Genomic DNA, 24141 nt, shown 5'->3' with positions numbered 1-24141 from the left:
GTGGATGTTCGATCCACGCCCCGAGACTCGGCAGACCGTATCGGACGGAGGCCGATCCACCTACCCGAGGCCGACGGCGCACATTGCGTCGCACTGCCGCACACACACCCCGTCGCACCCGTTACCGAGAAATTCTCCGATTCAATATTTTGCGATATTCGAAGCGAGCAGTAATTCGAATCGGGTCGAATTCCTGACACATGCGGATCTCGATGGTTCGCGAAACCCGCGCTGCTGTGAGCAGATCTGCTCACAGCAGCGCGGGGTGGCCCGGCCGCAGCGCACCGGGCACGGTGAAACCATGGCTGGAGACGAGAAGGCGCCACTGTTCGGGTGGCGCGCACGCGAACAACTGCTCGGGCGGCGGATTCTGGTGCTGGACGGGCCGCTCGACGACGACAACGGGACATTGCTGGCGACGCAATTGCTGTCGCTGGCGGCGGAGGATCCGGAGAGTGGGGTCTCGTTGTGGATCCATTCGCCGGGCGGGTCGGTACCGGCGATGCTGGCGATTCGGGATGTGATGCGGTTGGTGCCGTGCGCGGTGTCGACGCTGGCGCTGGGATTGGCGTGCAGCGCCGGGCAATTCCTGCTGTCGGCGGGTGCGCACGGGCGGCGATTCGCGTTACCGCATGCGCGGATTCTGATGCATCAGGGCTCCGCCGGGATCGGTGGGAGCGCCGGTGAGGTCGAGGTGCAGGCCGATGATCTGCGCCACACCGTGAACACCGTGCTCGGGCTGATCTCGGCCGATACCGGGCAGCCATTCGATCGGGTCTACGAGGATTCGCTGCACGACAGGTGGTTCACCGCGGCGCAGGCGCAGGAGTACGGGTTCATCGACGGCATCGTGGATTCGTTCACACAGGTGATGCCGCAGCGGCAGCGGGTGGGTATCTCATGACCAGTTACACGATTCCGAATGTGATCGCCCAGCATCCGCGCGGCGAGCGGATCATGGACGTCTACTCACATCTGCTCACCGAGCGGATCGTCTATCTGGGCACCCCGATCGATTCGGGGGTGGCGAACGCGCTCATCGCCCAACTGCTGCATCTGGACGCGGACAGTCCGGGGCAGGAGATCAATCTGTACATCAACTGCGAGGGTGGCGAACTGCCCGCGATGTTGGCGATGTACGACACCATGCAGCACATCCAGTCGCCGGTGGCGACGACCTGTGTCGGGCAGGCGATCGCGGTCGGCGCGGTGCTGCTGGCCGGTGGCGCGGCCGGGCGGCGGGCGATGTTGCCGCACGCCCGGGTGGTCCTGCACCAGCCCGCCACCCGCGGACAGGGTGCGATTCCGGATCTGATCCTGCAAGCCGACGAATTGGTGCGGATGCGGGCCGAGATCGAAGCGATCCTGTCCACGCACACCGGGCAATCCGTGGACACGCTCCGGCACGACACCGACCGGGACCGGGTCTTCACCGCACAGACGGCGGTCGACTACGGGCTGGTGGATGTGGTGCTGGGGCCGCGTCACTGACGCGATCAGGCGCCGAGCGGGCGGAAGCGCACGGTGTCACCGTCGGTGACGAGATGTCCGGCGCCCGGCGGCCGGAAATGGGTGCCGATGATCAGCACGCCGGTGTCGGCGTATTCGGCGACCAGCCGCCGCCGGGTGTCGCAGGCCTGCTCCCGGTCCAGATCGGCGAGCGAATACCACTGCGGCTCGGCCCATTGCACGGGATGGTGGGTGCAATCGCCGGTGATCAACGCGGTCTCACCGCCGGAGGTGATCCGCACCGAGAGGTGGCCCGGCGAATGTCCGGGTGTGGACACCAGTTCCAGGACGTCGCCGACCCGATGTCCGGGTTCGACCAGCTCGGCCTGTCCGGCCGCGAACAGCGGCTCGACCGCATCCTCCAGGTTGAACACGTTGAACCCGGCCCGCACCTCCGCCGGCGTGGCCCGCCAGTGCTCGTACTCCGCGCGGCCGATGAGATATCGGGCCCGGCGGAAGGTCGGTACCCAGGAATCGTTCTCCCACATCGTGTTCCAGCCGACGTGATCGAAATGCAGATGGGTGCACACGACCAGGTCGACCTCATCGCGGCCGAATCCCGCGGCGGTCAGCTCGTCCAGGAATCCCGAATCTCCGGTGACCCAGGCATATCCATCCGGCAACTGCCGCGGTCCGACGCAGGTGTCGAGGACGATGCGCTGCCCGCCCACCTCGAGGCACAGCGTCTGGATGGCCAGCAGCAGTCCGCCGTCGTCGGACAATGCCCACGGCCACAACCAGTCCCGATGCCGGGCGAGCGCATCCGGCGTGGCGGTCGGCAGGAAACCGAGCGGGATCCGCGTGGTGTGCTCGACCACCCGGCGGATCGTGACGTCGCCGACCCGGTGCCCGTCACTCATCCCGCACTCCTCACCCCTGCCCGGGCGATCACCATCCAGCCGGGCAGACACTCGCTCGGCCGAGACGATGACGACAATTCACCCGTTTCCGGACCGTATCACCTGACGTCGCCGTATCGACGCCGAATGCCGATCATCATGCGGCGGTGTGTATTTCAACCTCCGAAGCGGCACAGCCGCACCCGGATCCGTGGTCGTACGCAGCAATGAGCACGCGGTCCGTACTCCGAAGCTCCGGCCGAGCTCCCGCCGAGTCGGCTGCAAACGCTCAGGCCGCGAGCATCACCACGGTGGGCCCGGTGCGCCGCTGCGGCTCGGACATCACGCTCATCCGCTGTCGTCGCAATTCGTGTGCGACCTGTTCGGTCAATCCACCCAGATCGGTCTCCAGCGCCCCCGCCAGCGCCGCGATCATCTCGCTGGACGGCTCCTTGCGGCCGCGCTCGATCTCGGACAGATACTGCGGCGAGACACCTGCTCGCCCAGCCGTATCGGCGAGGGTGTCGCCCCGTTCCCGCCGCAGCGCCCGCAGCCGCTGCCCGAGCACCTCACGCCACAGTGGCTCCGGCATCGGCTCGGACTCCGGCGGGACGCCGGGCACGGCACGCAATCTCGGATACTCGCCCACAGTCGGAGCCTACGGCCGGACGGGACGACACACCCGCCCGTTCCGCTGTGAGCGTAACGGGCCGGGAAATGCCTCCGACCGGCAGCGAGCGCTGCCGGTCGGAACAGGAGAATCGAATATCAGGCCGGTCGGCCGATGGCCGCGGCCATCACCTTCACGGCCGAGACCAGACCGTCGATGAGCTGCCCCTGCCGGAACGAGCTCAGCGCGGCGGTGACGCCCAGCTGACACACCCGGTCGCTGACCCGGTCGGCGACCTCGTGGCCGGAGCGCACCTCGACGGCGCGGGCGTTCGGCGATACGGCCAGCAGCACCGAGCGCTCCGCCTCCGGGGTACCCGGGAAGATCGCGTCGGCGCCCGCGGCGGTATCCGCGGTCAGATCACCGATGTAGATGTTGAAGCGCACCTTGGTGGCCCGGGTCGCCTCGGTGAGCGTGTTGTCCATCAGCAGCCGCTCGGTATCGCTGAACGGCGCTTCCTTGAACACATCACCGGACTCGTGCACCCCGGACACTCGGCCGCTGGTGGTGACGACCCATCCGTGCGGCAGATCGGCTTCGATCACCGCGGGCCAATTAGTACTTGCCACTTGCCCGGCCTCCGATCAGGTCACCCGCCGTGATTGCTGCGTGATCATCGTGCGAAGCATGGTGACCGAACGAGGTCACCTCGTCGGTCGCACTCCACAGCACCGGGTCGGCCGTCCACTGGTCACCGAGGTTGTAGTGGACCGGCTTCTCACCGGGCAGCGGCTTGCCGAGGTACGACAACCCGGCGATCACCGCATAGATGACCAGCGGGATGCCGCCGAAAATCAGCACTGTCTCGAGAATGGTCACAGCCCAACGGTAGACGATGCGTCCGAGGGGTGCTCGACCGGTGAGCCTCCTGTGTCCGTGTCGCCATCACGACCCGGTCGGTCACACCAGCCAGGCCGCGGCGTCCGGCGGCAGCAACCCGTCGACGAGCGGTGCGCTGGACAGCAGCACCTCGCCCGCCGGCAGCGCCATCGGGTCGGCCGTGGCATTGAGCACGCAGGTCAGCCCGCCGGGCCGGCGCAGCGCCAGGGAACCGGCCGGACCATCCTGCCAATCCAGCCCCCCTCCCGCGAATTCCGCTCGGGCACGGCGCAATTCGATGGCCTGCCGATACAGGGTGAGGGTGGAGCCGGCCGCGCCGGACTGCACCTCCGCCGTCAGATCGGCCCACTGCGGCGGAATCGGCAGCCAGGGCCGGCCGGTGGTGAAGCCGAACGCCGGCGCCTGCCCGCTCCAGGGCAGTGGCACCCGGCACCCGTCGCGGCCGCGTTCGGTGTGCCCGGACCGTTCCCAGGCCGGGTCCTGGAGCACCTCGTCGGGCAGGTCGTCGACGTTGGGCAGGCCCAGTTCCGAGCCGTTGTAGACGAATACCGTGCCGGGCAGCGCCAATTCCAGCAGGATCATCGCCCGCGCCCGCGCGGTGCCGACCGCACCGCCGCCGTAGCGGGTGACCTCGCGCTCGATGTCGTGATTGGACAGCGTCCAGGTCGGCGACGCTCCCACGCCCGCCACCGCCTCGATCGAATTGTCCACGGCGGCACGGATCTCCGTGGCGTCGAAGGCGGTGTCGACCAGCCGGAAGTTGAACGCCAGATGCAGTTCGTCGGGCCGCACGTATTCGCCGAAGCGGATGTTGTCGTCGACCCACACCTCCCCGATCGAGACCGCGTCGGGATATTCGTCGAGCACCTTGCGCAACTGCCGATGGATCTCGTGCACGGCCGGATTGTTGAACCGCGGATCGTCGTCGTCGTGCGACAACATGCGGGTGTCGACGTTCGCCATATCGGGCAGGCCGTCGGGCTTGGCCATCCCGTGCGCGACATCGATGCGGAAACCGTCCACCCCGCGATCGAGCCAGAACCGCATGGTCTGCTCGAAATCGGCCAGCACCTCGGGATTGATCCAGTTCAGATCGGGCTGCTCGGGCGCGAAGATGTGCAGGTACCACTGGCCGGGCGACCCGTCGGGTTCGGTGATCCGGGTCCAGGCCGGGCCGCCGAACACGCTGGGCCAGTTGTTGGGTGGCTCGGTGCCGTCCGGTCCGCGGCCGTCGCGGAAGATGTACCGCTCGCGCTCCGGACTGCCCGGCGCGGCGGCGAGCGCGGCGGTGAACCAGGCGTGCCGCTCACTGGTGTGATTGGGCACCATATCCATGGTGACCTTGATGCCCCGCTCGTGCGCGGCGGCGATCAGCTCGTCCATGGTGGCCAGATCCCCGAACAGCGGGTCGATGTCGCGGGGATCGCTGACGTCGTACCCGCCGTCGGCCATCGGCGACCGCATCACCGGGCACAGCCACAGCGCGTCGATGCCGAGTTCCCGCAGATAGTCCAGCCGATTCCGCACCCCGCGCAGGTCACCGACGCCGTCGCCGTTCGAATCCGCGAACGAGCGCGGATAGACCTGGTAGAAGACCGCCGACCGCCACCAGGGCGCGTCGGGGTCGGATCCGGCGGGTGCTGGCGTCGAAGCAGGGGTGACCACATCGGCCATAGTGCCAAAACTTCGCCGACCCGGCCGACCGAAGCCGCCGCGATCTCAGAACGGCGAGTTGATCAGCGAGTTCGCGGCCATCTCCAGATAGTCGAGCAATGCCCGGCGGTGTTCGTCGTCGAGCACCTCGGGCTCGATCTCGGCGACCCCGATCCGCATGCAGCGCAGCCAGGCGTCCCGCTCGAGGGGACCGACGCGGAACGGCATGTGCCGCATCCGAAGTCGCGGATGCCCCCGCTCGTCGGAGTAGGTGCGCGGGCCACCCCAGTACTGCTCCAGGAACATCCGCAGCCGCCGCTCGGCGGGACCGAGATCCTCCTCCGGGTAGAGCGGGCGCAGCACTTCGTCCGCGGCTACTTCGCGGTAGAACGCCGCCACGATCCGCCGGAACGTCTCCGCTCCGCCGACCGCCGCGTAGAAGGATGTCGCCGTCTGCTCGCCGGAAGTCATCGACCCTCTCGATCCGTTGCCGTTGTGCGCCGCCGTCCATTGTGCCCGCGCGCGATCGGGTGCCCCCACCGGAGGCAATCAACCACCAAGTGGCGTGCCGCGAACTGATGTACCGTTGGACAATGGCAGACAACGTGCCGAGCCCGTCGAACACACCCTGGTCAGGCCACTCCCGTGCCGCGAAGCCGCCTGCCGGATCGCCCGCCACGGAGTCGTCGGCGGCCGAGGTCCGCATCGCCGAAACACCTGTGGCCGAGTCCCCCCTCGCCGGGACGCCTGTGGTCGGTCCTTCCATTGCAGAGCCTTCCGCAGCGCGCTCCCCCAGCGCAGAGCCACGGTTCACGACCGGCGCTCCCGTCGCGGAACCACCGCTTGCCAGCGCGCCCGTCGCGAAACCATCCGCTGCCAGCGCCGCCGTCGCGAAACCACCCCCTGCCAGCGCCCCCGTCGCGAAACCACCCCCTGCCAGCGCCCCCGTCGCGAAACCATCCGCTGTCGACGTTGCCGTTGCAGAGCCGCTCCCTGTCGGCACTCCGGTCGCGGAGCCGCCCTCCGCGGCTGTTCCGGTCGCGGAGCCGCGCTTCGTCGGCCCCCTCAGCGCGGAATCACCTCCCGCCGCCGATCCCCGCGCGGAACCATCTCCGGCCGGCTCCGGCGCAGACGATCCGTCTGTGACCGGCTCCCCGGCACCGGAGCTGTCCCAGGTCGGCTCTCCCGCACTCGTCTCGCCCGATCCCGCACCCGACATTGCGGTGGTCCCGCACATGACGCCGACCTCGTCACGCCGACGACTACGGGAATTCACGCTGTCGAGGCCGACCCGCAGACCGCATTCATCGACCCGTTCGCCCACCACGCGCTGGCGATCGGTCTCGCGGCAACTCGTCGCACCCGACCCGCCGTCCGAGCCCGATCCGGGCGTGTCCCGAGCGCCGCAACCTGCCCGATCGCAGGAGCCGGACGCGAACGTGTCGGCGGCACTCCTGCCTCCGTACCGCCAGGGCGCCGCGCACGAACCGAGCCGACCCGCCGGAGTTCGACCGCCGGACCTTCCGGCACTGTTCCTCCGCCCGGCCGATCCGAGCGCGGCCCCTTCCCCGGCGGCACCGCACCCGGTATCCACCTCCGGACCACAGCTCGCCCCCACTGCGCAGTACCCGTCCGGCGACGGCTCGAAGGCCGCGGAACGAGCGCTACCGCATGCGGCAGCAGGGCAGCCATCGAATGCCGTCCGACACCCGATCACGCCGGAGCCGACCTCGGCGGGCCCGGAGCCGTCCGTTCCGGCGGACACCGCCCTCCTCGCGATCGGCCGCCCGAATCCGCCGGAATCCGGCCCGCCCGGCGAGCCGGAGCGGAAGCGCCGGTGGCCGGAGGTGGTCGAACTCGCCCTCACCCATCGGCCCGGCAACGGCGTGATCATCACCGCCGCCGTGGTGGTCGCTGGGCTGCTGATGCTGAGTTGCCTGCTGCTGGCCCGGCCCGGATCGCACCCTACCGCCGCCTCGGCGGCGACGGTCCAGGTCAATCGCGGGTTCACGCTCGGTTCGGTCAAGGCCAACGACGGGAAGACCCTCCAGGTCCAGGACGCGCTGGGGGCCGTCTCCACCATCCACACCACCGCTGACACCGAGGTCCTGGTGCTGCTCGCGACCCGCGTGACCGACATCCCCAAGGGTGCGTGGATCATGGTTCACGGCAACCGGGAAACCGACGGTTCGATCACTGCGAACCTGATCATGGGCATCGAAACCGGCCCCGGAGGCAAGTGAACAGTGCATCACGGGCTGTTAACCCGAATGTGCCCCACAATGTTCGAAATCGGCGTGCATCCGTTCGAGTTCCATGGTCAACTGGGTGGCAGTGTCTGCCCAGATACCACATGAACCGGTCAATACGAATTCGGGGTTCTCATGAAGCAGCGGCATGGCGCCCGACCTCACGAGGCGCGAGCATATCGACAACTCGAGCCCGCCGACGTCCACAATCGTGGGTCGGGGGCTACTCCGCTGCATGTCGTGTCCGAACACTCTCATCTCGGTGCCCTGCCGCATCGAACGCTCGAGACCCCAACCGCTACCTGGGTGAAGCGCCGGGTGTTGCTTCTGAACGCCACCTACGAGCCGCTCACCGCGCTTTCCGCGCGCCGCGCAATCGTGCTGCTGATCTGTGACAAGGCCGATCCCGTCCACGACAATCCCGAGGGGCCGGTCGTTCATTCCGCCGGCTGGTCCGTCGCCCTGCCGTCGGTGATCCGCCTGCGCACCTATGTCCGTGTTCCGTATCGCGCTCGGGTTCCGATGACCCGGGCCGCCCTCATGCATCGAGACCGATATCGCTGCGCGTATTGCGGCGGTAAAGCCGAAACCATCGACCATGTGATCCCACGCAGCCGGGGTGGCGCCCACAGCTGGGAGAACTGCGTCGCCTCCTGCGCGCCGTGCAACCATCGCAAGGCGGACAAACTACTCAGCGAACTCGGCTGGACCCTCCACCAACCCCTGGTCTCGCCCAAGGGCCCGCACTGGCGACTGCTGTCGACCACCAGTGATCTGGACCCGGTGTGGTTGCAGTACCTCGGCGAGGGTGCCGCCTAGTCACGGGTAGTCGCTGACCATCACCGCCCAGGTGCCCGGCGCCAGGGCGTCGAACACGTGCGGCAGATCGCCGGGATAGCAGATGTAGTCGCCCGGCCCGAGCTCCACGGGGGCCTCGACCGGGCCGACGAGTGCCCGGCCCGCGGCCAGCACCACGTGTTCGACGACACCGCGCTGATGTGGATCCGATACCCGCCGGCCACCGGGCTCGGCGGTGATGCGATAGACGTCGCGCGGGCTGCCGGGCCGGGAGGCCGCGAGCACCGTCGCGTGGTAGTCCGCCTGTGCGGATCTCAACATCGGCCCCTCCCCCGCGCGGATCACCTGCACGGTCGGCTGCGGCGGGTCGAGCAGGCCGGAGAACGGGATACCCAGGGCCACGCACAGCGCCCACAGGGTTTCGATGCTGGGATTTCCCGCGCCCGACTCCAGTTGCGACAGTGTGGATTTCGCGATCCCGGCGCGACGGGCCACCTCGGTCAGCGACAGCCCGGACCGGGCGCGCTCGCGGCGCAGCGCGGTCGCGATCACTTCCTGCGGGGTCCGGCCCCCGCTGACATCAGGCATGGTCATGGTGGTTCCCGACAGTACCCGGAGCAATCGGAAATTCGTTGACGAGCCCGAGGCGGTTGTTCACTATAGAAGTCGTGCGTTCGATATGGCGAACATTGGATAGGACCGACCGGACCGGTATCGCCGCCGTCTGCCTGGCGGTGGGAATGATCGGCGCGTCCTACGGCGCCACCGCCGTCACCTCCGGGCTGCCGGTCTCGCTGCCGCTGCTGCTCAGCGTGCTGGTGCTGGCCGGCGGCTCGGAGATGCTGTTCGTCGGCATCGTGGCCGCCGGGGGCAGCGTGATCGCCGCGGTGCTGGCCGGGCTGCTGGTCAATGCCCGGCATCTGCCGTACGGACTGTCGCTGCCCGACGTGGTGGGCACCGGGCCGCGGCGACTGCTCGGCACCCACATCATGAACGACGAGGCGGTCGCGGTGGCACTGGCCCACTCCGAGCCGCGGCGACGCCGCGCGGCGTATTGGCTGTGCGGACTCGGGGTGCTGCTGGTGTGGCCGCTCGGCGCGCTGCTCGGCGTCGTGATCGGCAGCGCCGTACCCGATCCGAATGCGTTCGGCCTGGACGCCGTCTTCCCGGCGGTCCTGGTGGCACTGGTGCTGCCCGCGATGCGCGGCGATCGCGCCACCCGCTGGTCCGCGCTGACCGGGGGAATCATTGCGGCAGGCACGGTTCCGCTGCTCGCCGCGGGACTGCCGGTGCTGGTGGCGCTGCCCGTGGCGCTGCTGGTCGCTGTCGTCTTCACCCGGAACCGCCCTCCTGCCACCACCACAGACGAGCCCGGCCGGGACGAGTGGCGATACACCCATGGGTGGCCGGGCCTGCTCGGACGTCACCGGTGCGGCCGCACGGCCGGCAGGCGGAACTCCATGCCGACACGCGGATCCCGTACATCACACACGGCCACTGACGAATCCGCATCCACCGCGGCCGACGACCGCCTGGTAGCGGCACATTCGCTGACCCCCACGACGACAACCGAATCCGGTACGGCGATGCGGGCAACGGCGCCCGTCCGGCATGCACCGGCGCTCGTTCGCCGGCGGACATCCGACGCGGCGGAGCTGTCGGCATCGCGCGGGCGAGATGGAGGCGCGCCTGCCACCGAGGAGGACGACGACACGGTCGCAGTGCGCGGCAGTGACGGAGCCGGTGGCTACGAGGCGCGGGAAATGCTCGCGCACAACACAATCCGACGAGACAGTGCGGCTACCGGAGGTGGGCTGTGAACGGTCCCGTGATCGCCGGGGTGGCCGCGCTGTCGGCCGGTACCTACGCCATTCGGTTCGCGGGCCCGATGTTGCGCCGCCGCATCGACTTCCCGGCGCGGGTCACCCGGCTGCTGGAGATCGGCTCGGTGGTGCTGCTGACGGCGCTGGCGGCGACCCTGATCGTGCCTGCGGCCGGGCATCGGGCCGGATTCCCCCTGCCCACAGGCGTTCTCGTGGCCGGAGTGCTGGCCTGGTGCCGGGTGCCGCTGATCATCGTGGTGATCGCCGCCGCCGCGACGACGGCCGTACTCCGAGTGTGCGGGGTGCCGTGAACCGGTGCGATCAGCATCACTGTGTGCCGTGAACCGGTGCGGCCGACCTGCGGGTGCCGTGAGGCGGCGTGGTCAACCGAGCACGCGCAGCGAGGGCCCACCGCCGCCGCGGCGACGAGCCACGGAACCGTAGCGCGCGTCCAGGCGCAGCCAGGCGCCGGTGGCACGGACTCGGACGATCTCACCGGCGGCGATCCGGCGGGAGTCGGCGCGCTCACCGCCGTGCGGGATGAAATCCATGGCGGTGAGCGCGAAGACGACCCGCATCGGCACCTCGACCCGGTCGGCGGCGCCGGTGACGGTGAGCACGACCTGATCGAGCAGCGACGCGGGCGGCCCGTGGCCGCCCGCATGCTCCGCCGCCACCGTCGCACCCTGTTCGGCCAGTTCGATCAGGCTGCGGGCCGGTACGTCGTCGACATGTGCGAAACCCGATGTCGGCGGCAGGGTACTGCGCCAGGCCGAGTCCATCGAATAGCCGAGATCGATCGGGGCCTGCGCGGCCGGACCGGACAGGCTCGCCAGCAGCGCGTCACCGGCCACGGTGATGTCGTCGGGTGCCAGCTCACCCACCACGGTCCGGACCGCGAGTACCTCGAAACCCGTTGCCGCCCAGGCAGAGACATATCCGTTGCCGCGGCGGCGGAGGCGGATCACCGCCGCCGCGTCCAGCCGTACCGCATGACCTGCGAAGGTGGCCAGATTCTCCCGCTCGGCGGGGTCGAGCACGTGCAGAGTGGGTGTCACTACACCTTCCACAGCGACAGATAGTCACGCTCCGCCGCGGTGAGCCGGCGCAACCGCTGCGTATCGATATCGAAGGCGGCCAGCTGGGTGGTGGCCATCACCGCGGGCGGTGAATCCGGCGCCACGTCGTTGGCCCGCACCTCGTAGCCGATCGTGAAATCCACCGCGCGCAGCTTTTCCACCCACATGGCGATATCCAAGGGGGTGTCCCGATGCCGGAGCTGCCCGCGGTAGCGCACGTGCAGATCGGTGAGCACACACCCGCTGCGCAGACCGGCGGTCGGCCGATCGTCCTCGAACAGCCACGGGATGCGTGCCTCTTCCAGCAGGGTCACCATGCGGGCATGGTTGATGTGCTGGAACACATCCATATCCGACCAGCGGACCTCGACCTTGGCGTGGTACCGCTCGGGCAGTGCGACAGTGCTCGCCACGTGTCCGTTCGTCACCGGAGCACCGACATTCGACATGCGTTACCTCCCATCGATTCACCGCCCCGCTCGAATTCGTGCCGCAACGCACCGGACGGCGTACGCCGACGGTCCCGGCAGGGCGATAGCCGGAAACCTTCCTACGGCTCACCAGTATGGCGGGGCCGTCGGCGTCGATCGTGTCGGGGTCAGCTCAGCGCGGTACCTCCGGCGCCGACACCGCTGACCATGCTGCGCACCTGCCGGGCGGCCACCGACAATGTCGCCAGATCGTGTGTGCCGGATTCGAACAGCTCCGACAGCGCCGCGCGGGCGCGGCCCAGCCGGGACTGGTTCTTCGACTCCCAGTAGGCGATCTTCTCCTCGGCGGTCTCCTCTGGATCGCCACCGGAGAGCACGTCCAGGGTCAGCGAACGCAGCGAGCCGTACATGTCGTCACGCAGCGCGAGCCGGGCCAGCGAATGCCAGCGATCGCCGCGTTCGAGGTGGCTGACCGCCGCCAGCAGCCAATCGATCTTGAGATGCTCGTTCAGTGCGTAGTACAGCGCGCCGACCTCGTCGCCGCTGCGGTCGGTGATGTCGGCGATATCGATCACGTCCAGCAACGGGAACAGGTTGAGCAGCCCGAACACCTCGATGGCCAGTTCCGCCGGAGCGCCCTGGGCGATCAGCTGCGCGGACTGCTCCCGCAGGCTGGCGATGTGGTGCCCGCGCAGCCAGCTCGGCACCTGTGGCGCCAGATCGGCGACCTTGCCGGCGTAACGGTGGATCTCGGCGCCGACGGCGACCGGCTGCGGGCGGTTGGACAGCAGCCAGCGCGAGGCGCGGTCGAGGGTCCGCTTGGTTTCCAGCTCCAGTTCGTCCTTGACCGCGGTGGGCGCGGTGGTGGCGCGGATCCGGCTCCAGACCGCCGCCAGATCGAAGATCTTGGTGGCAGCCGCGTACGCGCGGACCGCGTCGGAGCCGGTGGCGCCGATCTCCTCACCGAGCCGGAACGCGTAGGTGATGCCGCCGTAGTCGACCATCTCGTTGACCAGCATGGTGGCCACGATCTCCCGGCGCAGCCGGTGCTTCTTGATCGCGGCGGCGAACCGGTCGCGCAGCGGGGTCGGGAAGTAGCGCGGCAGCCGGGCCGCGAAGTAGACGCTGTCGGGCAGGTCGCCGTCGAGCAGATCTGCCTTCAGCGCCAGCTTCACGTGCGCCATCAGGTTCGACAGCTCCGGGGAGGTGAGCCCGCCGCCGACCTCGAGGCGCTGCCGCATGTCCGCGTCCGTCGGCAGTGCCTCCAGTTCGCGGTCGAGTCCGCGCCGGGTCACCAGATCATCGATCAGCCGCATGTGCACGTTGAGCATTCGCGGCGCCTCGGTACGGGACATGCCCATCAGGAAGTTCTGCGAGATGTTGTCCGTGAGAACCAGTTCGGCCACCTCGTCGGTCATCGAGGCCAGCAGCGAATTGCGTTCCGCGGCAGGCAGTTCGCCGGAGGACACGACCGTGTCCAGCAGCACCTTGATGTTGACCTCGTGGTCGGAGCAGTCCACGCCGGCGGAGTTGTCCAGCGCGTCGGTGTTGCACTTGCCGCCGTGCCGGCAGAACTCGATGCGGCCCAGTGCCGTCACGCCCAGGTTGCCGCCCTCGCCGATCACCTTGGCCCGCAACTGATCCGCGTTCACCCGCACCGCGTCGTTGGACTTGTCGCCGACGTCCGCGTTGGTCTCGGCGTGTGCCTTGATGTACGTGCCGATGCCGCCGTTCCACAGCAGGTCGACCGGGGACTGGAGGATGGCCCGGATCAACTCCGGCGGCGACAGTGTCTCGACGTCCTCGGCCAGCCCCAGCACGGTCCGCATCTGGGGGCTGATCGGCACCGATTTGACCGTGCGATCCCAGACGCCGCCCCCGGCGCTGATCAGCGACCTGTCGTAATCCGCCCACGACGATCGCGGCAGCGCGAACATCCGTTCCCGCTCCCGGAACGACGCCGCCGCGAGCGGATCCGGATCCACGAAGATGTGCCGATGGTCGAACGCCGCCACCAGGCGGATGTGCTCCGACAACAACATCCCGTTACCGAACACGTCACCGGACATGTCACCCACACCCGCGACCGTGAAGTCCTGGGCCTGGGTGTCGACACCCAGCTCCGCGAAATGCCGCTTCACACTCTCCCAGGCACCCCGCGCGGTGATCCCCATCGCCTTGTGGTCGTAACCGACCGAACCACCCGACGCGAACGCGTCACCGAGCCAGAAACCGTACTGCCCCGCAACATCATTGGCGATATCCGAGAACGTCGCCGTGCCCTTGTCGGCGGCCACCACCAGATAGGTGTCGTCACCGTCACGCCGCACCACCCGCTGCGGCGGCACGACCCGGCCGGTGGCCCGATCGACATTGTCGGTGACATCCAGCAGGCCCGAGATCAGCGTCCGATAGCAGGCGACGCCTTCGGCTTGCAGCGCTTGGCGATCGGCCACCGCGTCGCCGGTCGGCGCGGGCGGCTGCTTCACCACGAAACCACCCTTCGCACCCACCGGCACGATCACCGCGTTCTTCACCGCCTGCGCCTTCACCAGACCCAGAATCTCCGTCCGGAAATCCTCCAGCCGATCCGACCACCGCAACCCACCCCGCGCCACCGCACCGAACCGCAGATGCACACCCTCCACCCGCGGCGAATACACGAAGATCTCGAACTGCGGACGGGGCTTCGGCAACTCCGCGATCTCCTGCGGCTCCACCTTCACCGACAGGTAGTCCCGCGACCGGCCCTCGGCGTCGACGATGAAGTAGTTGGTGCGCAACGTCGCCCGGACCAGGCTCAGCACCGCCCGCAGGATGCGGTCGGCATCGAGGCTGACCACCTCATCGATCCGCGCCCGCACCTCGTCCTCGAGTTCGACCGCGCGCTGCGACGACGCCGAATCCGGATCGAACAGGGCCGCGAACAGCTGCACGAAGCCACGTGCGGCATCCGGCGAGCCCAGCAGCACGCGGGCGATATTCGCCTGACTGTAGGGAAAATCGGCCTGCTGCAAGTACTTCGAGTAGGCGCGCAGGATCGACACCGAACGCCACGGCAGCTCCGCGCGCAGCACCAGTTCGTTGAGCGCGTCCGCCTCGGCGCGGCCGTACCACAGCGCCTCGAAGGCGGCGGTGACGCGCTCGCGCAGGCCGCGCTCGCGAGCGTCCAGCAGCGCCAGCCGGTCGGCCGTCTCGATCAGCTCGGAATCCATGTCGCGGTCCAGCGAGGCCCGCAGCAGATCCGGCCGGGCCTGCAAACCGAAGTCGTAGATCCAGAACTCGTGCCCGTCGGCGAACTGGAGGTGATACGGCCGCTCGTCGACCACCTCCACCCCGAGGCTCTGCAACAGCGGCAGCACCTGGCTCAGCGAGATGCCGGTGCCGATGTAGAGGGTGAACCGCCAGGAGCCCGGCGCCGACCCGACCCGCCGGTACAGATGCTGGTGGATGCCCTCGGCGCCGAGTCGTTCCAGCCGGACGATGTCGGCCAGCGCCCGCACCGGCTCGAAATCCTGCTTGTACGCCTCGGGGAAGGCATCCGAATACCGCTGTACGACAGCGGGATCCAGCACATCGGTGGTGGCGACCTCGTCGCGCAGCCGATCGTCCCAGGTGTGACTGGCCTCGGCCAGCAGCGTCTGGATGCGCAGCCGGTTCTCCTCGGAGGTGTCCACCGCGGTGCCCGGGCCGGGCATCCGCACGGTGAAATACACACTGGCGAGGTCGCTTTCGGATACCCGGGCCGAGTACTCGATGGACACCCCGCCGAACTCGCGGACCAGGATGTCCTGCATCTCGAGTCGCGCCCGGGTGGTGTAGCGGTCCCGCGGCAGATAGACCATGCAGGCCACGAACCGGCCGTAGGAGTCGGAGCGCAGGAACAGCCGCACCTGGCGGCGCATACCGACGTTGAGTACCGCACCGGCGGTGCGGCGCAACGTCTCCACGTCCGAGGAGAACAGCTCGGCGCGGGGGAAGGACTGGATCACCTCCAGCATCGCCTGACCGGAGAAGGAGTCCAGGTCGAAGCCGCTCTGCTCGATCACGGTCCGCACGCGGCGCTCGACGACCGGGATCTCCAGCACGTTCTCGTGCAGGGCGGTCACCGTGAACACCCCGACGAACAGATGCTCACCGACGATGGCGCCGGAGGGATCGGATTCGGCGACGCCGATGAAGTACGGATACACCGAGCGGTGCACCGTCGAGGGCACCAGACCCTGGGTGAGCGTCAGCAGGGGGCGTTCACCGCCGTTGACCGGCACCTCGAAATCGGTGCCCCGGCCCTGGTCCGGGCGCAGTACACCCAGGCAACTGTCCGGCACCACAACGGATTTCGCTGCCCCGTCCCGATGGAACCGGGCATAGCCGAGCACGGTGAAGTGACCGTCGGCCAGCCAGCGCAGCAGATCGGCGCAATCGCGCAGATCGGTCTCGGGGAACGGTGGCGCACCGGCGTCGGCCGCGGCCGCGAGCAGTCCGGCCAGCCGGTCCTGCACCGTGCGCATGGCCTCGGTGTCGCCGATGACCCGGCGCACGTCGGTGAGCACGTCCGGCAGCTCGGATTCGATGCGCGACAACAACTCCGGACTCGTGGCCGGATGCAGCTGGATGTGCATCCAGGATTCCCGCAGGCCCGTCGCACCGTTACCGTCGACCTCGTGCGGTGCCGCCGATCGAAGGTGACCCTCGGCGTCACGGGTCACCTCGAAGATCGGGTGGATCACCTCGCTGACACTGATCCCACGGCGGGCCAGTGCAGCGGTGACCGACTCTACCAGCAGCGGCATGTCGTCGGTGACCAGCTGTACCGCGGCCCCCAGACCGGCGCCGTCGTCGGGGTGGTACACCCGCAGCCGGACCTGCCCCGGCGTGCGCCGCATACCGAGTTGGAGATGTTGGCGGAACACCTCGATCGAATCGCCGGGCACGGCACAGTCGAGATCGCCGGCGTCCACATGGCGGAAATACGCCTCCTCGAGGGTGGCGAGGTCGCCGCGCAAGGGGTCGGGCATCCCGGCAACCCATGCGGCTGTGGACATTTCGGACGAGACTGTCATTTCTTCGCCAGCTCCTCGGATTCGGTTCCGTAACAAAGTGACGCCGGAGTCGAGAGTAGCTGGGCGACACGACAGACGGAGTGGAATCTTTCCAAAGCTGGGGTGTCGTTCAGTTGTCAAGACAGACCGGTCGGTACGACATCACCCACGCGTCACCCGAAATTCCTGGTGACGACCGACAAACGTTGCGCCGCCAATATTTTGGCGCACGCGTGCCATATGACGAACAACACAATTCGCCTGATGTTAACCGGCAGAGAATCGATTTGCTGCCAGGTAATCGAAGGACCCGTTCCGGCGCGTGTCGGCGCTCCGGAACGGTCCTCCACCGCCGGACGATCAGTCGCGGGTCAGCTTGCGATGGGTAACCCGGTGCGGCCGTGCGGCCTCGATACCCAGACGCTCCACCTTGTTCGCCTCGTACGCCTCGAAATTCCCCTCGAACCAGAACCATTCCGCCGGATTGGCGTCGTCGCCCTCCCACGCCAGGATGTGGGTGCAGGTGCGGTCGAGGAACCAGCGGTCGTGCGAGATGACCACGGCACAGCCGGGGAACTTCTCCAGCGCGTTCTCCAGCGAGCCGAGGGTCTCGACATCGAGGTCGTTGGTCGGCTCGTCCAGCAGGATCAGATTGCCACCCTGCTTGAGGGTCAGGGCCAGATTCAGCCGGTTGCGCTCACCACCGGAGAGCACCCCGGCCGGCTTCTGCTGATCCGGGCCCTTGAAGCCGAAGGCCGAAACGTAGGCGCGCGAAGGCATTTCCTGATTGCCGACCTCGATGTAGTCCAAGCCCTCGGAAACGATCTGCCACACCGTCTTCTTCGGGTCGATACCGGCCCGATTCTGATCGACGTAGCTCAGCTTGACCGTGTCGCCGATGCGCACCGTCCCGCTGTCCGGCGACTCCAGGCCCACGATGGTCTTGAACAGCGTCGTCTTACCGACACCGTTGGGGCCGATGACGCCCACGATGCCGTTGCGCGGCAAGGTGAACGACAGATCCTTGATCAGCGGGCGGTCGCCGAAGCCCTTGTCCAGGTGCTGCACCTCGACCACCACGCTGCCCAGCCGCGGCCCGGCCGGAATCTGGATCTCTTCAAAGTCCAGCTTCCGCATCTTCTCGGCCTCCGCGGCCATCTCCTCGTAGCGACCGAGGCGGGCCTTGTTCTTGGCCTGCCGGGCCTTGGCTCCGGAGCGGACCCAGGCCAGCTCCTCCTTCAACCGCTTCTGCAGCTTCTGGTCCTTCTTGCCCTGCACCTCGAGCCGCTCGGACTTCTTCTCCAGGTAGGTGGAGTAGTTGCCCTCGTACGGGTAGGCCCGGCCGCGGTCGAGCTCCAGGATCCAGCCCGCGACATTGTCCAGGAAGTACCGATCGTGGGTGACGGCCAGCACCGCACCCTGGTACGCGGCCAGGTGCTGTTCCAGCCAGTTCACACTCTCCGCGTCGAGGTGGTTGGTGGGCTCGTCGAGCAGCAGCAGGTCGGGCTTGCTCAGCAGCAGTTTGCACAGGGCCACGCGGCGGCGCTCACCACCGGAGAGCTGGGTGACCGGCTCGTCCGGCGCCGGGCAACGCAGTGCGTCCATGGCCTGCTCCAGCTGCGAGTCCATATCCCACGCGTCCGCGTGGTCGAGCTCCTCCTGCAACTTGCCCATCTCGTCCATGAGCGCGTCGGAGTAATCGGTGGCCATGAGTTCCGCGATCTCGTTGAAGCGATCCAGCTTCACCTTGATCTCGCCGAGGCCCTCCTCGACATTGCCGCGGACCGTCTTCTCCTCGTTCAGCGGCGGTTCCTGTTGCAGGATTCCGACCGTCGCGCCGGGTGCGAGGAATGCATCACCGTTGTTCGGCTGGTCCAATCCGGCCATGATCTTCAGCACGCTCGATTTACCGGCGCCGTTCGGACCGACGACGCCGATCTTGGCGCCGGGGAGGAAATTCAAGGTCACATCGTCGAGAACGACCTTGTCGCCGTGCGCCTTGCGAACCTTGCGCATTTGGTAGATGAACTCAGCCATGAGCGAAAGCCTATCCGTGTCGGGAAGCGGGCGGAAAGGCGGAGCTACCACCTCCCGCCCAGCGGAAAATTACCTGGTTATCGGGCTTCTATCGGGATTGCGGACACTGCCCCGGCGGGTTGCTCGGGCGAGCTCGGCTCGACCACCGACGGCCCCGGCAGGTGACCTGTGGCGCTGCGGCGACGCACCGCCGCGCTGCACCGGCTCAGGTCCGGGCCGAGCGCGAAGGCTCGCATCTCCAGATCGTGACGCTCCACCCCGTCCTTGGTCCGGTACTCGTTCGACCGGAGCTGACCGTACGCGATGATCGGATCGCCGCGGCGAATGGACCCGTCGACACCTTCGCCGAGCCGCCGCCAGCAGTGCACCGTGAGGTACAGGGTGCCATTGTCCACCCATTGGCCGCTGATGCGATCGAGCCGGCGGGAGTTGCTGGCCATCCGGAAGGTGACCACCTGATCCCCACCAGGCAGGGTACGCCGCACCGGATGGGTCACGACATTGCCGATGATGACCGTGTTCGCCTCGTACATGACTCCACCCCTCGCGTGCTGCGCTGTGCTGCGGACCTCTCCAGCCTGCCCACCGGCACCGGCCCGCACCAGGCCGGATCGCAGAATGTGGAAGAAGATCCGAGTTGTGGACACCGACTGTTTCAACGCGGCCGGGACCGGGTCACAGCGTGGTGAGATCCGTATTCGCCCCGCACAGCACGATCACCGGCCGCTCGCCCGGTTCCGGGACGTAGGCCCCGGTCTGCACCGCCGCCAGCGCCACGGCACCGGCCGGTTCCACCACGATCCGGAACTCCCGCCACAGATACTCCCGGGCCATCGCGATCGCGTCGTCGCTGACCAGCGCCGAGGCGATCCGATAGCGGCGCGCGATCTCGAAGGCGATATCGCCGATCCTGGTGGCGCCCAACGCATCTGCCGCGATGCTCGCCACCTGCACATCCACCGGGCGACCGGCGGCCAGCGCGGCGTGCAGGGTCGGCGCGCCCTTCGGCTCCACCCCGACCACCCGTCCGCGCAGGCCCAGCGCCGCCGCGATCCCGGCGGCCAGCCCGCCGCCGCCGACGGCCACGAGCACCGCCGGCCGCCCGCGCACCTGGTTCTCGATCTCCAGGCCCACCACGCCCGCGCCCGCGACCACGGCGGGCAGGTCGTACGCGTGCAACTGCAACGCGCCGCGCGCGGCGGCCAGCTCCACCGAGTACCGGAACGCCTCGCCGTAATTCGTTCCGTGCCACTGCACTTCGGCGCCGTTGGCCCACATGGCGGCCACCTTGGTGTGCGGCGCCGACTCGGGCACCACCACCGTGCACGGCCGCCGCTGCAACGCGCAGGCCAGCGCCGCCGCGATCCCCGCGTTGCCGCCGGAGGCGATCACCACCGGCCGCCGGTCGTCGTGCGACTCCAGCAGGGCGTTGAGACTGCCGCGCACCTTGAAAGTGCCGCCGTGTTGCAGATATTCGAGCTTGAAGGTCACCTTCACCGGCCCGGACGGACCGTTGACCTCGGTGTGGAAAACGGGTGTGACCCGTACCTGCCGGCCCAGCCGCAACCGCGCGGCCCGGACGTCGGATCGGTACAGCCGCTTCACCTTCGGGTCCGCGGGCGCATCGGTCACCGGAGGTTCTCCCGATCATGCTGGGCCAGCTGCGCGAACATCGCGTTGTGAGCGGCCAGGTCGGCATCGTGGTCGCGGTCGGCGGCCCGGTCCAGCCGCACCGCCAGCCGTTCGTCGCTGCGTGACCACTGCGTCAGCAGCGCCAGCATCACCACCACCAGCGGCACCTCACCCAGCGCCCAGGCCAGGCCACCGCCGGTGCGCTGGTCCCCGAGCAGGTCGCTGTTCCAGGCCAGCCCGAGCGACCGGTAGAACCAGCCGCCCAGCACCGTCGTCATGCTCATCAGCGCGACACCGAAGAAGGCATGGAACGGTAGCGAGCCGAACACCATTCCGACCCGCATCAGTGGCTGCGCCGGTCGCGGCTTCGGGTCGATGCCGATCACCACCCAGTAGAACAGGTAGCCCGACAGCAGGAAGTGCAGATTCATCAGCAGGTGAGCGCCGTGCTCCCCGACCACGGAATCGAAGATGCCGCCGAGGTACAGCGCGTAGAAACCGATCACGAACAGCGCCGTCGCCACCACCGGCTGGGTCAGCACCCGGGAGACGGGATTGTGCACCGCGGCCAGCACCCATTCCCGCGGCCCCGGCGGCCCGTTCCGGCCGGCCGGCGGCAGTGCCCGCAGCGCCAGCAGCACCGGCCCGCCGAGCGCCAGCAGAATCGGGGCCAGCATCGACAACATCATGTGCTGCAACATGTGCACGCTGAACATGGCCGGGGCGTACCGGCCCACCCCGGAACTGGTGGCGAAGAGCAGCACCGCGCAACCGCACAGCCAGGCCACGGTGCGGCCGACCGGCCAGGCGTCGCCGCGGGCGCGCAGCCGCCGCACCCCGGCCAGATACAACACGGCCAGCACCAGCGCGAGGGTGCCGAAGATCAGATCGAACCGCCAGTCGAACAGCAACCGCGCGACGGTCGGCGGCCCGTCCAGGTGGTATCCCAGCGCCACCTCGTCCGGCGCCGGGACGTGCCGCAGATCCGGCGGCGGCGTGCGGCCCAGCCCCACCGCGAGCCCGATCGTCGCCGCGAACAACAGCACCTCGACCCCCGCGTACCGGATCAGCGCCGCCCGATCCCGGCCGTCGGCGACCAGCGCGGGAATCGCCTTGCGCCGCTGGAGAAATCCCAGTACTCCCAGCGCGCACAACGCCACCGTCTTGGCGATCACCAGCCGGCCGTAGGTGGTGCCGAACAGATCACCGAGCGGCACCCGCAGCCAGGCGTTGACGACACCACTGGCCGCGACGGTGACGAACGCGCAGGCGGCCACCACCGAGAACCGCCGCGCCGCCAATCCGGTGTGCGCACCGTCACGCAGGGCGTAGGCCAGCACCGCGAACAGCCCGCCCACCCAGACCGCGACCCCGGCCAGATGCAGGATGAGGCTGTTGGTGGCGAGGTCGTGCGCCCCACCGGCCGAGGAGTGCCCGGTCAGCGCCACCGGCATCAGGCACAGCAGCGACCAGCCGAACAGCACCGGCGTCCACCCCCACCGCAGCGCGAGCCGGCAACCGACCGCCAGCGCCAGCGCCATGATCGCCGTCGTCCGCCACGACCCGGCGACCTCCACCTTCGGGATGGCGTCCCAGATCTGTTCCGGCCGCAGGATGCTGCGCACCGGTTGCCCACTGGTGTCCGACAGGGTCAGCGGCACCAGCAACACCGCCGCACCCGCCCAGCCCAGCGCCGCCACCCCGGCCCGGCGCAACGCCCGGTACCCCGCGACGTCCAGCAACCCGTCCGGCTGCGGCGGCGTCAGAAATGCGGCGAACAACACCGACCCGACCGCCACCGCACCGGACAGATCGGCCAGCGCACGCACCGCGGGCAACCCGTAGGTGGTCAGCGGCCCCGGATCCGGAATACCCAGCAACGTCAGCGCGCGCGCGGCCGACAACGCCACGACCAGCGGAGCGACCAAGGCCGTCAGCACCATCGCCGGCACCGTCAACGCCGGCAGACTCGCCGCGGACTCGGACCGGGCGACCTGGGGGTCAGGGGCGACGGACGGGTCCTGCGGTGACGACATGCGATTCAGCCTAGTTCGGCGCCGCCGCGCCGACGTTCCGGGTCGCACGGAATTCGACTATCGATGTGACCCAGCTGACATGCCGAAAGTTCGCCCGCAAACAACGAGGAATGATCTGGACGGTCGCTATAATCAACGCGCTGGACACCACGCCACGGACGCGGCAAGGTGGTTTGGTGTTTGCACAACTGCCTCCGTAGCTCAGTTGGATAGAGCAAGGGCCTTCTAATCCCTAGGTCGCAGGTTCGATTCCTGCCGGGGGCACACCGAACATGGGAACGGCAACGTTCCCATGTTCGCGGTGGTGGCGTGTTGTGCCGGGTGTCGGGACGTGGCCGTGTCGGGGAGCGATGGCGGTGCAGGCGGTGCGTTGCGCTGCGGCCAGGGCCCTGCGTGCCAGGGTGAGTTGAGACCACTGGTTCACAGCAAATCGGCCTGACGCGGGGCGAGATCGGATCTATCCACCAATGACTACTGAGGTTCCCCCCGAACCGTGGACAGCTGGTTACGCAGCGTTCGCTGCGACTGTCATGATGGACTGCTCATAGCGGACGGGACTGATGCCGCCGATCGCGGAGTGTCTTCTCGTAGTGTTATAGCGTATGATCCATTTGTCAACTGCGGCAACGAGTTCAGCCTCGGCAGTGAAGGTGTGCCGGTAGTAGAACTCGTGCTTGAAGGTCGACCACAGCGATTCGGCGGGGCTGTTGTCCCAGCATATGCCGGTGGCTCCCATCGACCGGCGCAGCCCGTGCCGGGCACAAGCTTTCACGGTCAGGCCCGCGGTGAACTCGCCGCCACGGTCCGAGTGCAGAATCGTGCCACGCACCTCACCGCCGCGCACGGCCACGGCCTGCTCGATCGCGGTCTGGACCACGTCCGCGCCGATATGGTCGGCCACAGCGTGCCCGAGCACCCTGCGAGTATGCCCGTCCCGGATGGCACACAAGTACATATCGCCTTCACCGCAGGTCGAATAGGTGAAATCGGTAGTCCATACCGCGTCCGGGCGGCCCTGATCGAATACCCGGGCCACCAGATCCGGTGGGAACGACGCGGCCGGATCGACCACCGTCGTGCGAACCTTGAACGTGCGCGGGCTGATGCCCTCGATCCCGAGCGCGGCCATGATCTTCGCGACAGTCTTGTAGCTCACGATCTCGCCGCGTTCGCGCAGCTCATCGGTGATCCGCGGGGACCCGTAGGTGCCCCCGGAGCCGGCATGCACGTCCAGGATCTTCACCGTCAAGTCCGCACGCCGCTGCTGCCGCGGCGTGAGAACCGTTGCCGCCCTGCGTTTCACGTGCTGGTAGTAGCCAGACGTCGACACCTTCAGCAGACGTGCCATCCGGGCGATCGAGAACCGTTGCCCCTCAGGGAAACTGGTGCCAGCTGTCTCGGCGATATCGTCGGGGCCGGCGTACTTCACCATCAGTTCGAACCGGGCCGGTTCTTCTGCATCGCGGCAAAGTACGCCGAAGCTTTCGAGAGGAAGGCGTTATC

At 68.4% G+C, this 24141-nt stretch carries 20 protein-coding genes, 1 tRNA gene and 1 pseudogene; 7 read left to right on the top strand and 15 right to left on the bottom strand.

Features of this window, described 5'->3' with window-relative positions:
- Positions 1-301: 301 nt before the first annotated feature.
- Positions 302-904, top strand: coding sequence for a ClpP family protease (locus LBW94_RS44060; RefSeq protein WP_225062331.1), 603 nt, complete (start codon positions 302-304; stop codon positions 902-904).
- Entirely contained in the window at positions 901-1491 is a 591-nt protein-coding gene (locus tag LBW94_RS44055; protein WP_225062330.1) for a ClpP family protease, read from the top strand. The genes LBW94_RS44060 and LBW94_RS44055 overlap by 4 nt, the downstream gene beginning before the upstream one ends.
- 5 nt (positions 1492-1496) lie before the next feature.
- Here LBW94_RS44055 and LBW94_RS44050 read toward each other — a convergent pair whose 3' ends face one another.
- The 6 genes from LBW94_RS44050 to LBW94_RS44025 all read right to left on the bottom strand — a co-directional run bounded on the left by LBW94_RS44050 (position 1497) and on the right by LBW94_RS44025 (position 5982).
- On the bottom strand, positions 1497-2369 hold the full coding sequence (locus LBW94_RS44050) for an MBL fold metallo-hydrolase (protein ID WP_225062329.1): 873 nt from the start codon (positions 2367-2369) through the stop codon (positions 1497-1499).
- Positions 2370-2637: 268 nt separating this feature from the next.
- Positions 2638-2997, bottom strand: coding sequence for a helix-turn-helix domain-containing protein (locus LBW94_RS44045; RefSeq protein ID WP_225062328.1), 360 nt, complete (start codon positions 2995-2997; stop codon positions 2638-2640).
- A 119-nt stretch (positions 2998-3116) separates the two neighbouring features.
- A complete protein-coding gene (locus LBW94_RS44040) occupies positions 3117-3587 on the bottom strand; it encodes a DUF5130 domain-containing protein (protein ID WP_225062327.1) in 471 nt (156 codons plus the stop codon).
- A complete protein-coding gene (locus tag LBW94_RS44035) occupies positions 3574-3837 on the bottom strand; it encodes a hypothetical protein (RefSeq protein WP_225062326.1) in 264 nt (87 codons plus the stop codon). The genes LBW94_RS44040 and LBW94_RS44035 overlap by 14 nt, the downstream gene beginning before the upstream one ends.
- Positions 3838-3918: 81 nt before the next feature.
- Positions 3919-5532, bottom strand: a complete 1614-nt coding sequence (locus tag LBW94_RS44030) for a glycoside hydrolase family 13 protein (protein ID WP_225062325.1) — start codon at positions 5530-5532, stop codon at positions 3919-3921.
- Positions 5533-5577: 45 nt separating this feature from the next.
- A complete protein-coding gene (locus LBW94_RS44025; RefSeq protein WP_225062324.1) occupies positions 5578-5982 on the bottom strand; it encodes a globin in 405 nt (134 codons plus the stop codon).
- A gap of 968 nt (positions 5983-6950) precedes the next feature.
- Here LBW94_RS44025 and LBW94_RS44020 point away from each other — a divergent pair.
- Together LBW94_RS44020 and LBW94_RS44015 are read left to right on the top strand one after the other, a co-directional pair.
- A complete protein-coding gene (locus LBW94_RS44020) occupies positions 6951-7754 on the top strand; it encodes a hypothetical protein (protein WP_266273621.1) in 804 nt (267 codons plus the stop codon).
- 141 nt (positions 7755-7895) lie between these two features.
- Complete coding sequence (locus tag LBW94_RS44015; protein ID WP_225062322.1) at positions 7896-8579, top strand: HNH endonuclease; 684 nt, start codon at positions 7896-7898, stop codon at positions 8577-8579.
- Here LBW94_RS44015 and LBW94_RS44010 read toward each other — a convergent pair whose 3' ends face one another.
- Positions 8580-9152, bottom strand: a complete 573-nt coding sequence (locus LBW94_RS44010) for a helix-turn-helix domain-containing protein (protein ID WP_416277071.1) — start codon at positions 9150-9152, stop codon at positions 8580-8582.
- Positions 9153-9226: 74 nt separating this feature from the next.
- Here LBW94_RS44010 and LBW94_RS44675 point away from each other — a divergent pair.
- Positions 9227-9886 (top strand): annotated as a pseudogene (locus tag LBW94_RS44675) (AzlC family ABC transporter permease); the annotation flags it as partial.
- 488 nt (positions 9887-10374) lie between these two features.
- Positions 10375-10692: an AzlD domain-containing protein gene (locus tag LBW94_RS44000; protein ID WP_225062321.1), complete on the top strand. Its 318-nt coding sequence runs from the start codon at positions 10375-10377 to the stop codon at positions 10690-10692.
- A 72-nt stretch (positions 10693-10764) separates the two neighbouring features.
- Here the strand turns inward: LBW94_RS44000 and LBW94_RS43995 are convergent, their stop codons facing one another.
- From LBW94_RS43995 to LBW94_RS43965, 7 genes are all read right to left on the bottom strand, one after another.
- Positions 10765-11439, bottom strand: coding sequence for a hypothetical protein (locus LBW94_RS43995; RefSeq protein WP_225062320.1), 675 nt, complete (start codon positions 11437-11439; stop codon positions 10765-10767).
- A complete protein-coding gene (locus LBW94_RS43990; RefSeq protein WP_225062319.1) occupies positions 11439-11909 on the bottom strand; it encodes an acyl-CoA thioesterase in 471 nt (156 codons plus the stop codon). The genes LBW94_RS43995 and LBW94_RS43990 overlap by 1 nt, the downstream gene beginning before the upstream one ends.
- A gap of 149 nt (positions 11910-12058) precedes the next feature.
- A complete protein-coding gene (locus tag LBW94_RS43985; RefSeq protein ID WP_266273618.1) occupies positions 12059-16954 on the bottom strand; it encodes an NAD-glutamate dehydrogenase in 4896 nt (1631 codons plus the stop codon).
- Between the two features lie 339 nt (positions 16955-17293).
- The gene (ettA, locus tag LBW94_RS43980; protein WP_225062708.1) at positions 17294-18970 is read right to left on the bottom strand and encodes an energy-dependent translational throttle protein EttA; all 1677 of its coding nucleotides are present in this window, start codon (positions 18968-18970) and stop codon (positions 17294-17296) included.
- Positions 18971-19047: 77 nt separating this feature from the next.
- On the bottom strand, positions 19048-19503 hold the full coding sequence (locus LBW94_RS43975) for a single-stranded DNA-binding protein (protein ID WP_225062709.1): 456 nt from the start codon (positions 19501-19503) through the stop codon (positions 19048-19050).
- A gap of 142 nt (positions 19504-19645) precedes the next feature.
- Complete coding sequence (locus tag LBW94_RS43970; RefSeq protein WP_225062710.1) at positions 19646-20602, bottom strand: serine/threonine dehydratase; 957 nt, start codon at positions 20600-20602, stop codon at positions 19646-19648.
- A complete protein-coding gene (locus tag LBW94_RS43965; RefSeq protein WP_225062711.1) occupies positions 20599-22638 on the bottom strand; it encodes a cytochrome c oxidase assembly protein in 2040 nt (679 codons plus the stop codon). The genes LBW94_RS43970 and LBW94_RS43965 overlap by 4 nt, the downstream gene beginning before the upstream one ends.
- A 190-nt stretch (positions 22639-22828) precedes the next feature.
- On the opposite strand from LBW94_RS43965, the gene LBW94_RS43960 reads away from it, so the two are divergent.
- A tRNA-Arg gene (locus LBW94_RS43960) sits at positions 22829-22902 on the top strand.
- A gap of 241 nt (positions 22903-23143) precedes the next feature.
- Here the strand turns inward: LBW94_RS43960 and LBW94_RS43955 are convergent.
- Positions 23144-24070: an IS3 family transposase gene (locus LBW94_RS43955; RefSeq protein ID WP_266273615.1), complete on the bottom strand. Its 927-nt coding sequence runs from the start codon at positions 24068-24070 to the stop codon at positions 23144-23146.
- Between the last annotated feature and the right edge of the window lie 71 nt (positions 24071-24141).

It is taken from the genome of Nocardia sp. alder85J (assembly GCF_020176955.2).
In the GTDB taxonomy this organism is placed as follows: Bacteria; Actinomycetota; Actinomycetes; order Mycobacteriales; family Mycobacteriaceae; genus Nocardia.
The sequence above is the reverse complement of the archived record's forward strand: the minus strand, read 5'-3'. Positions and strand labels throughout refer to the sequence as shown.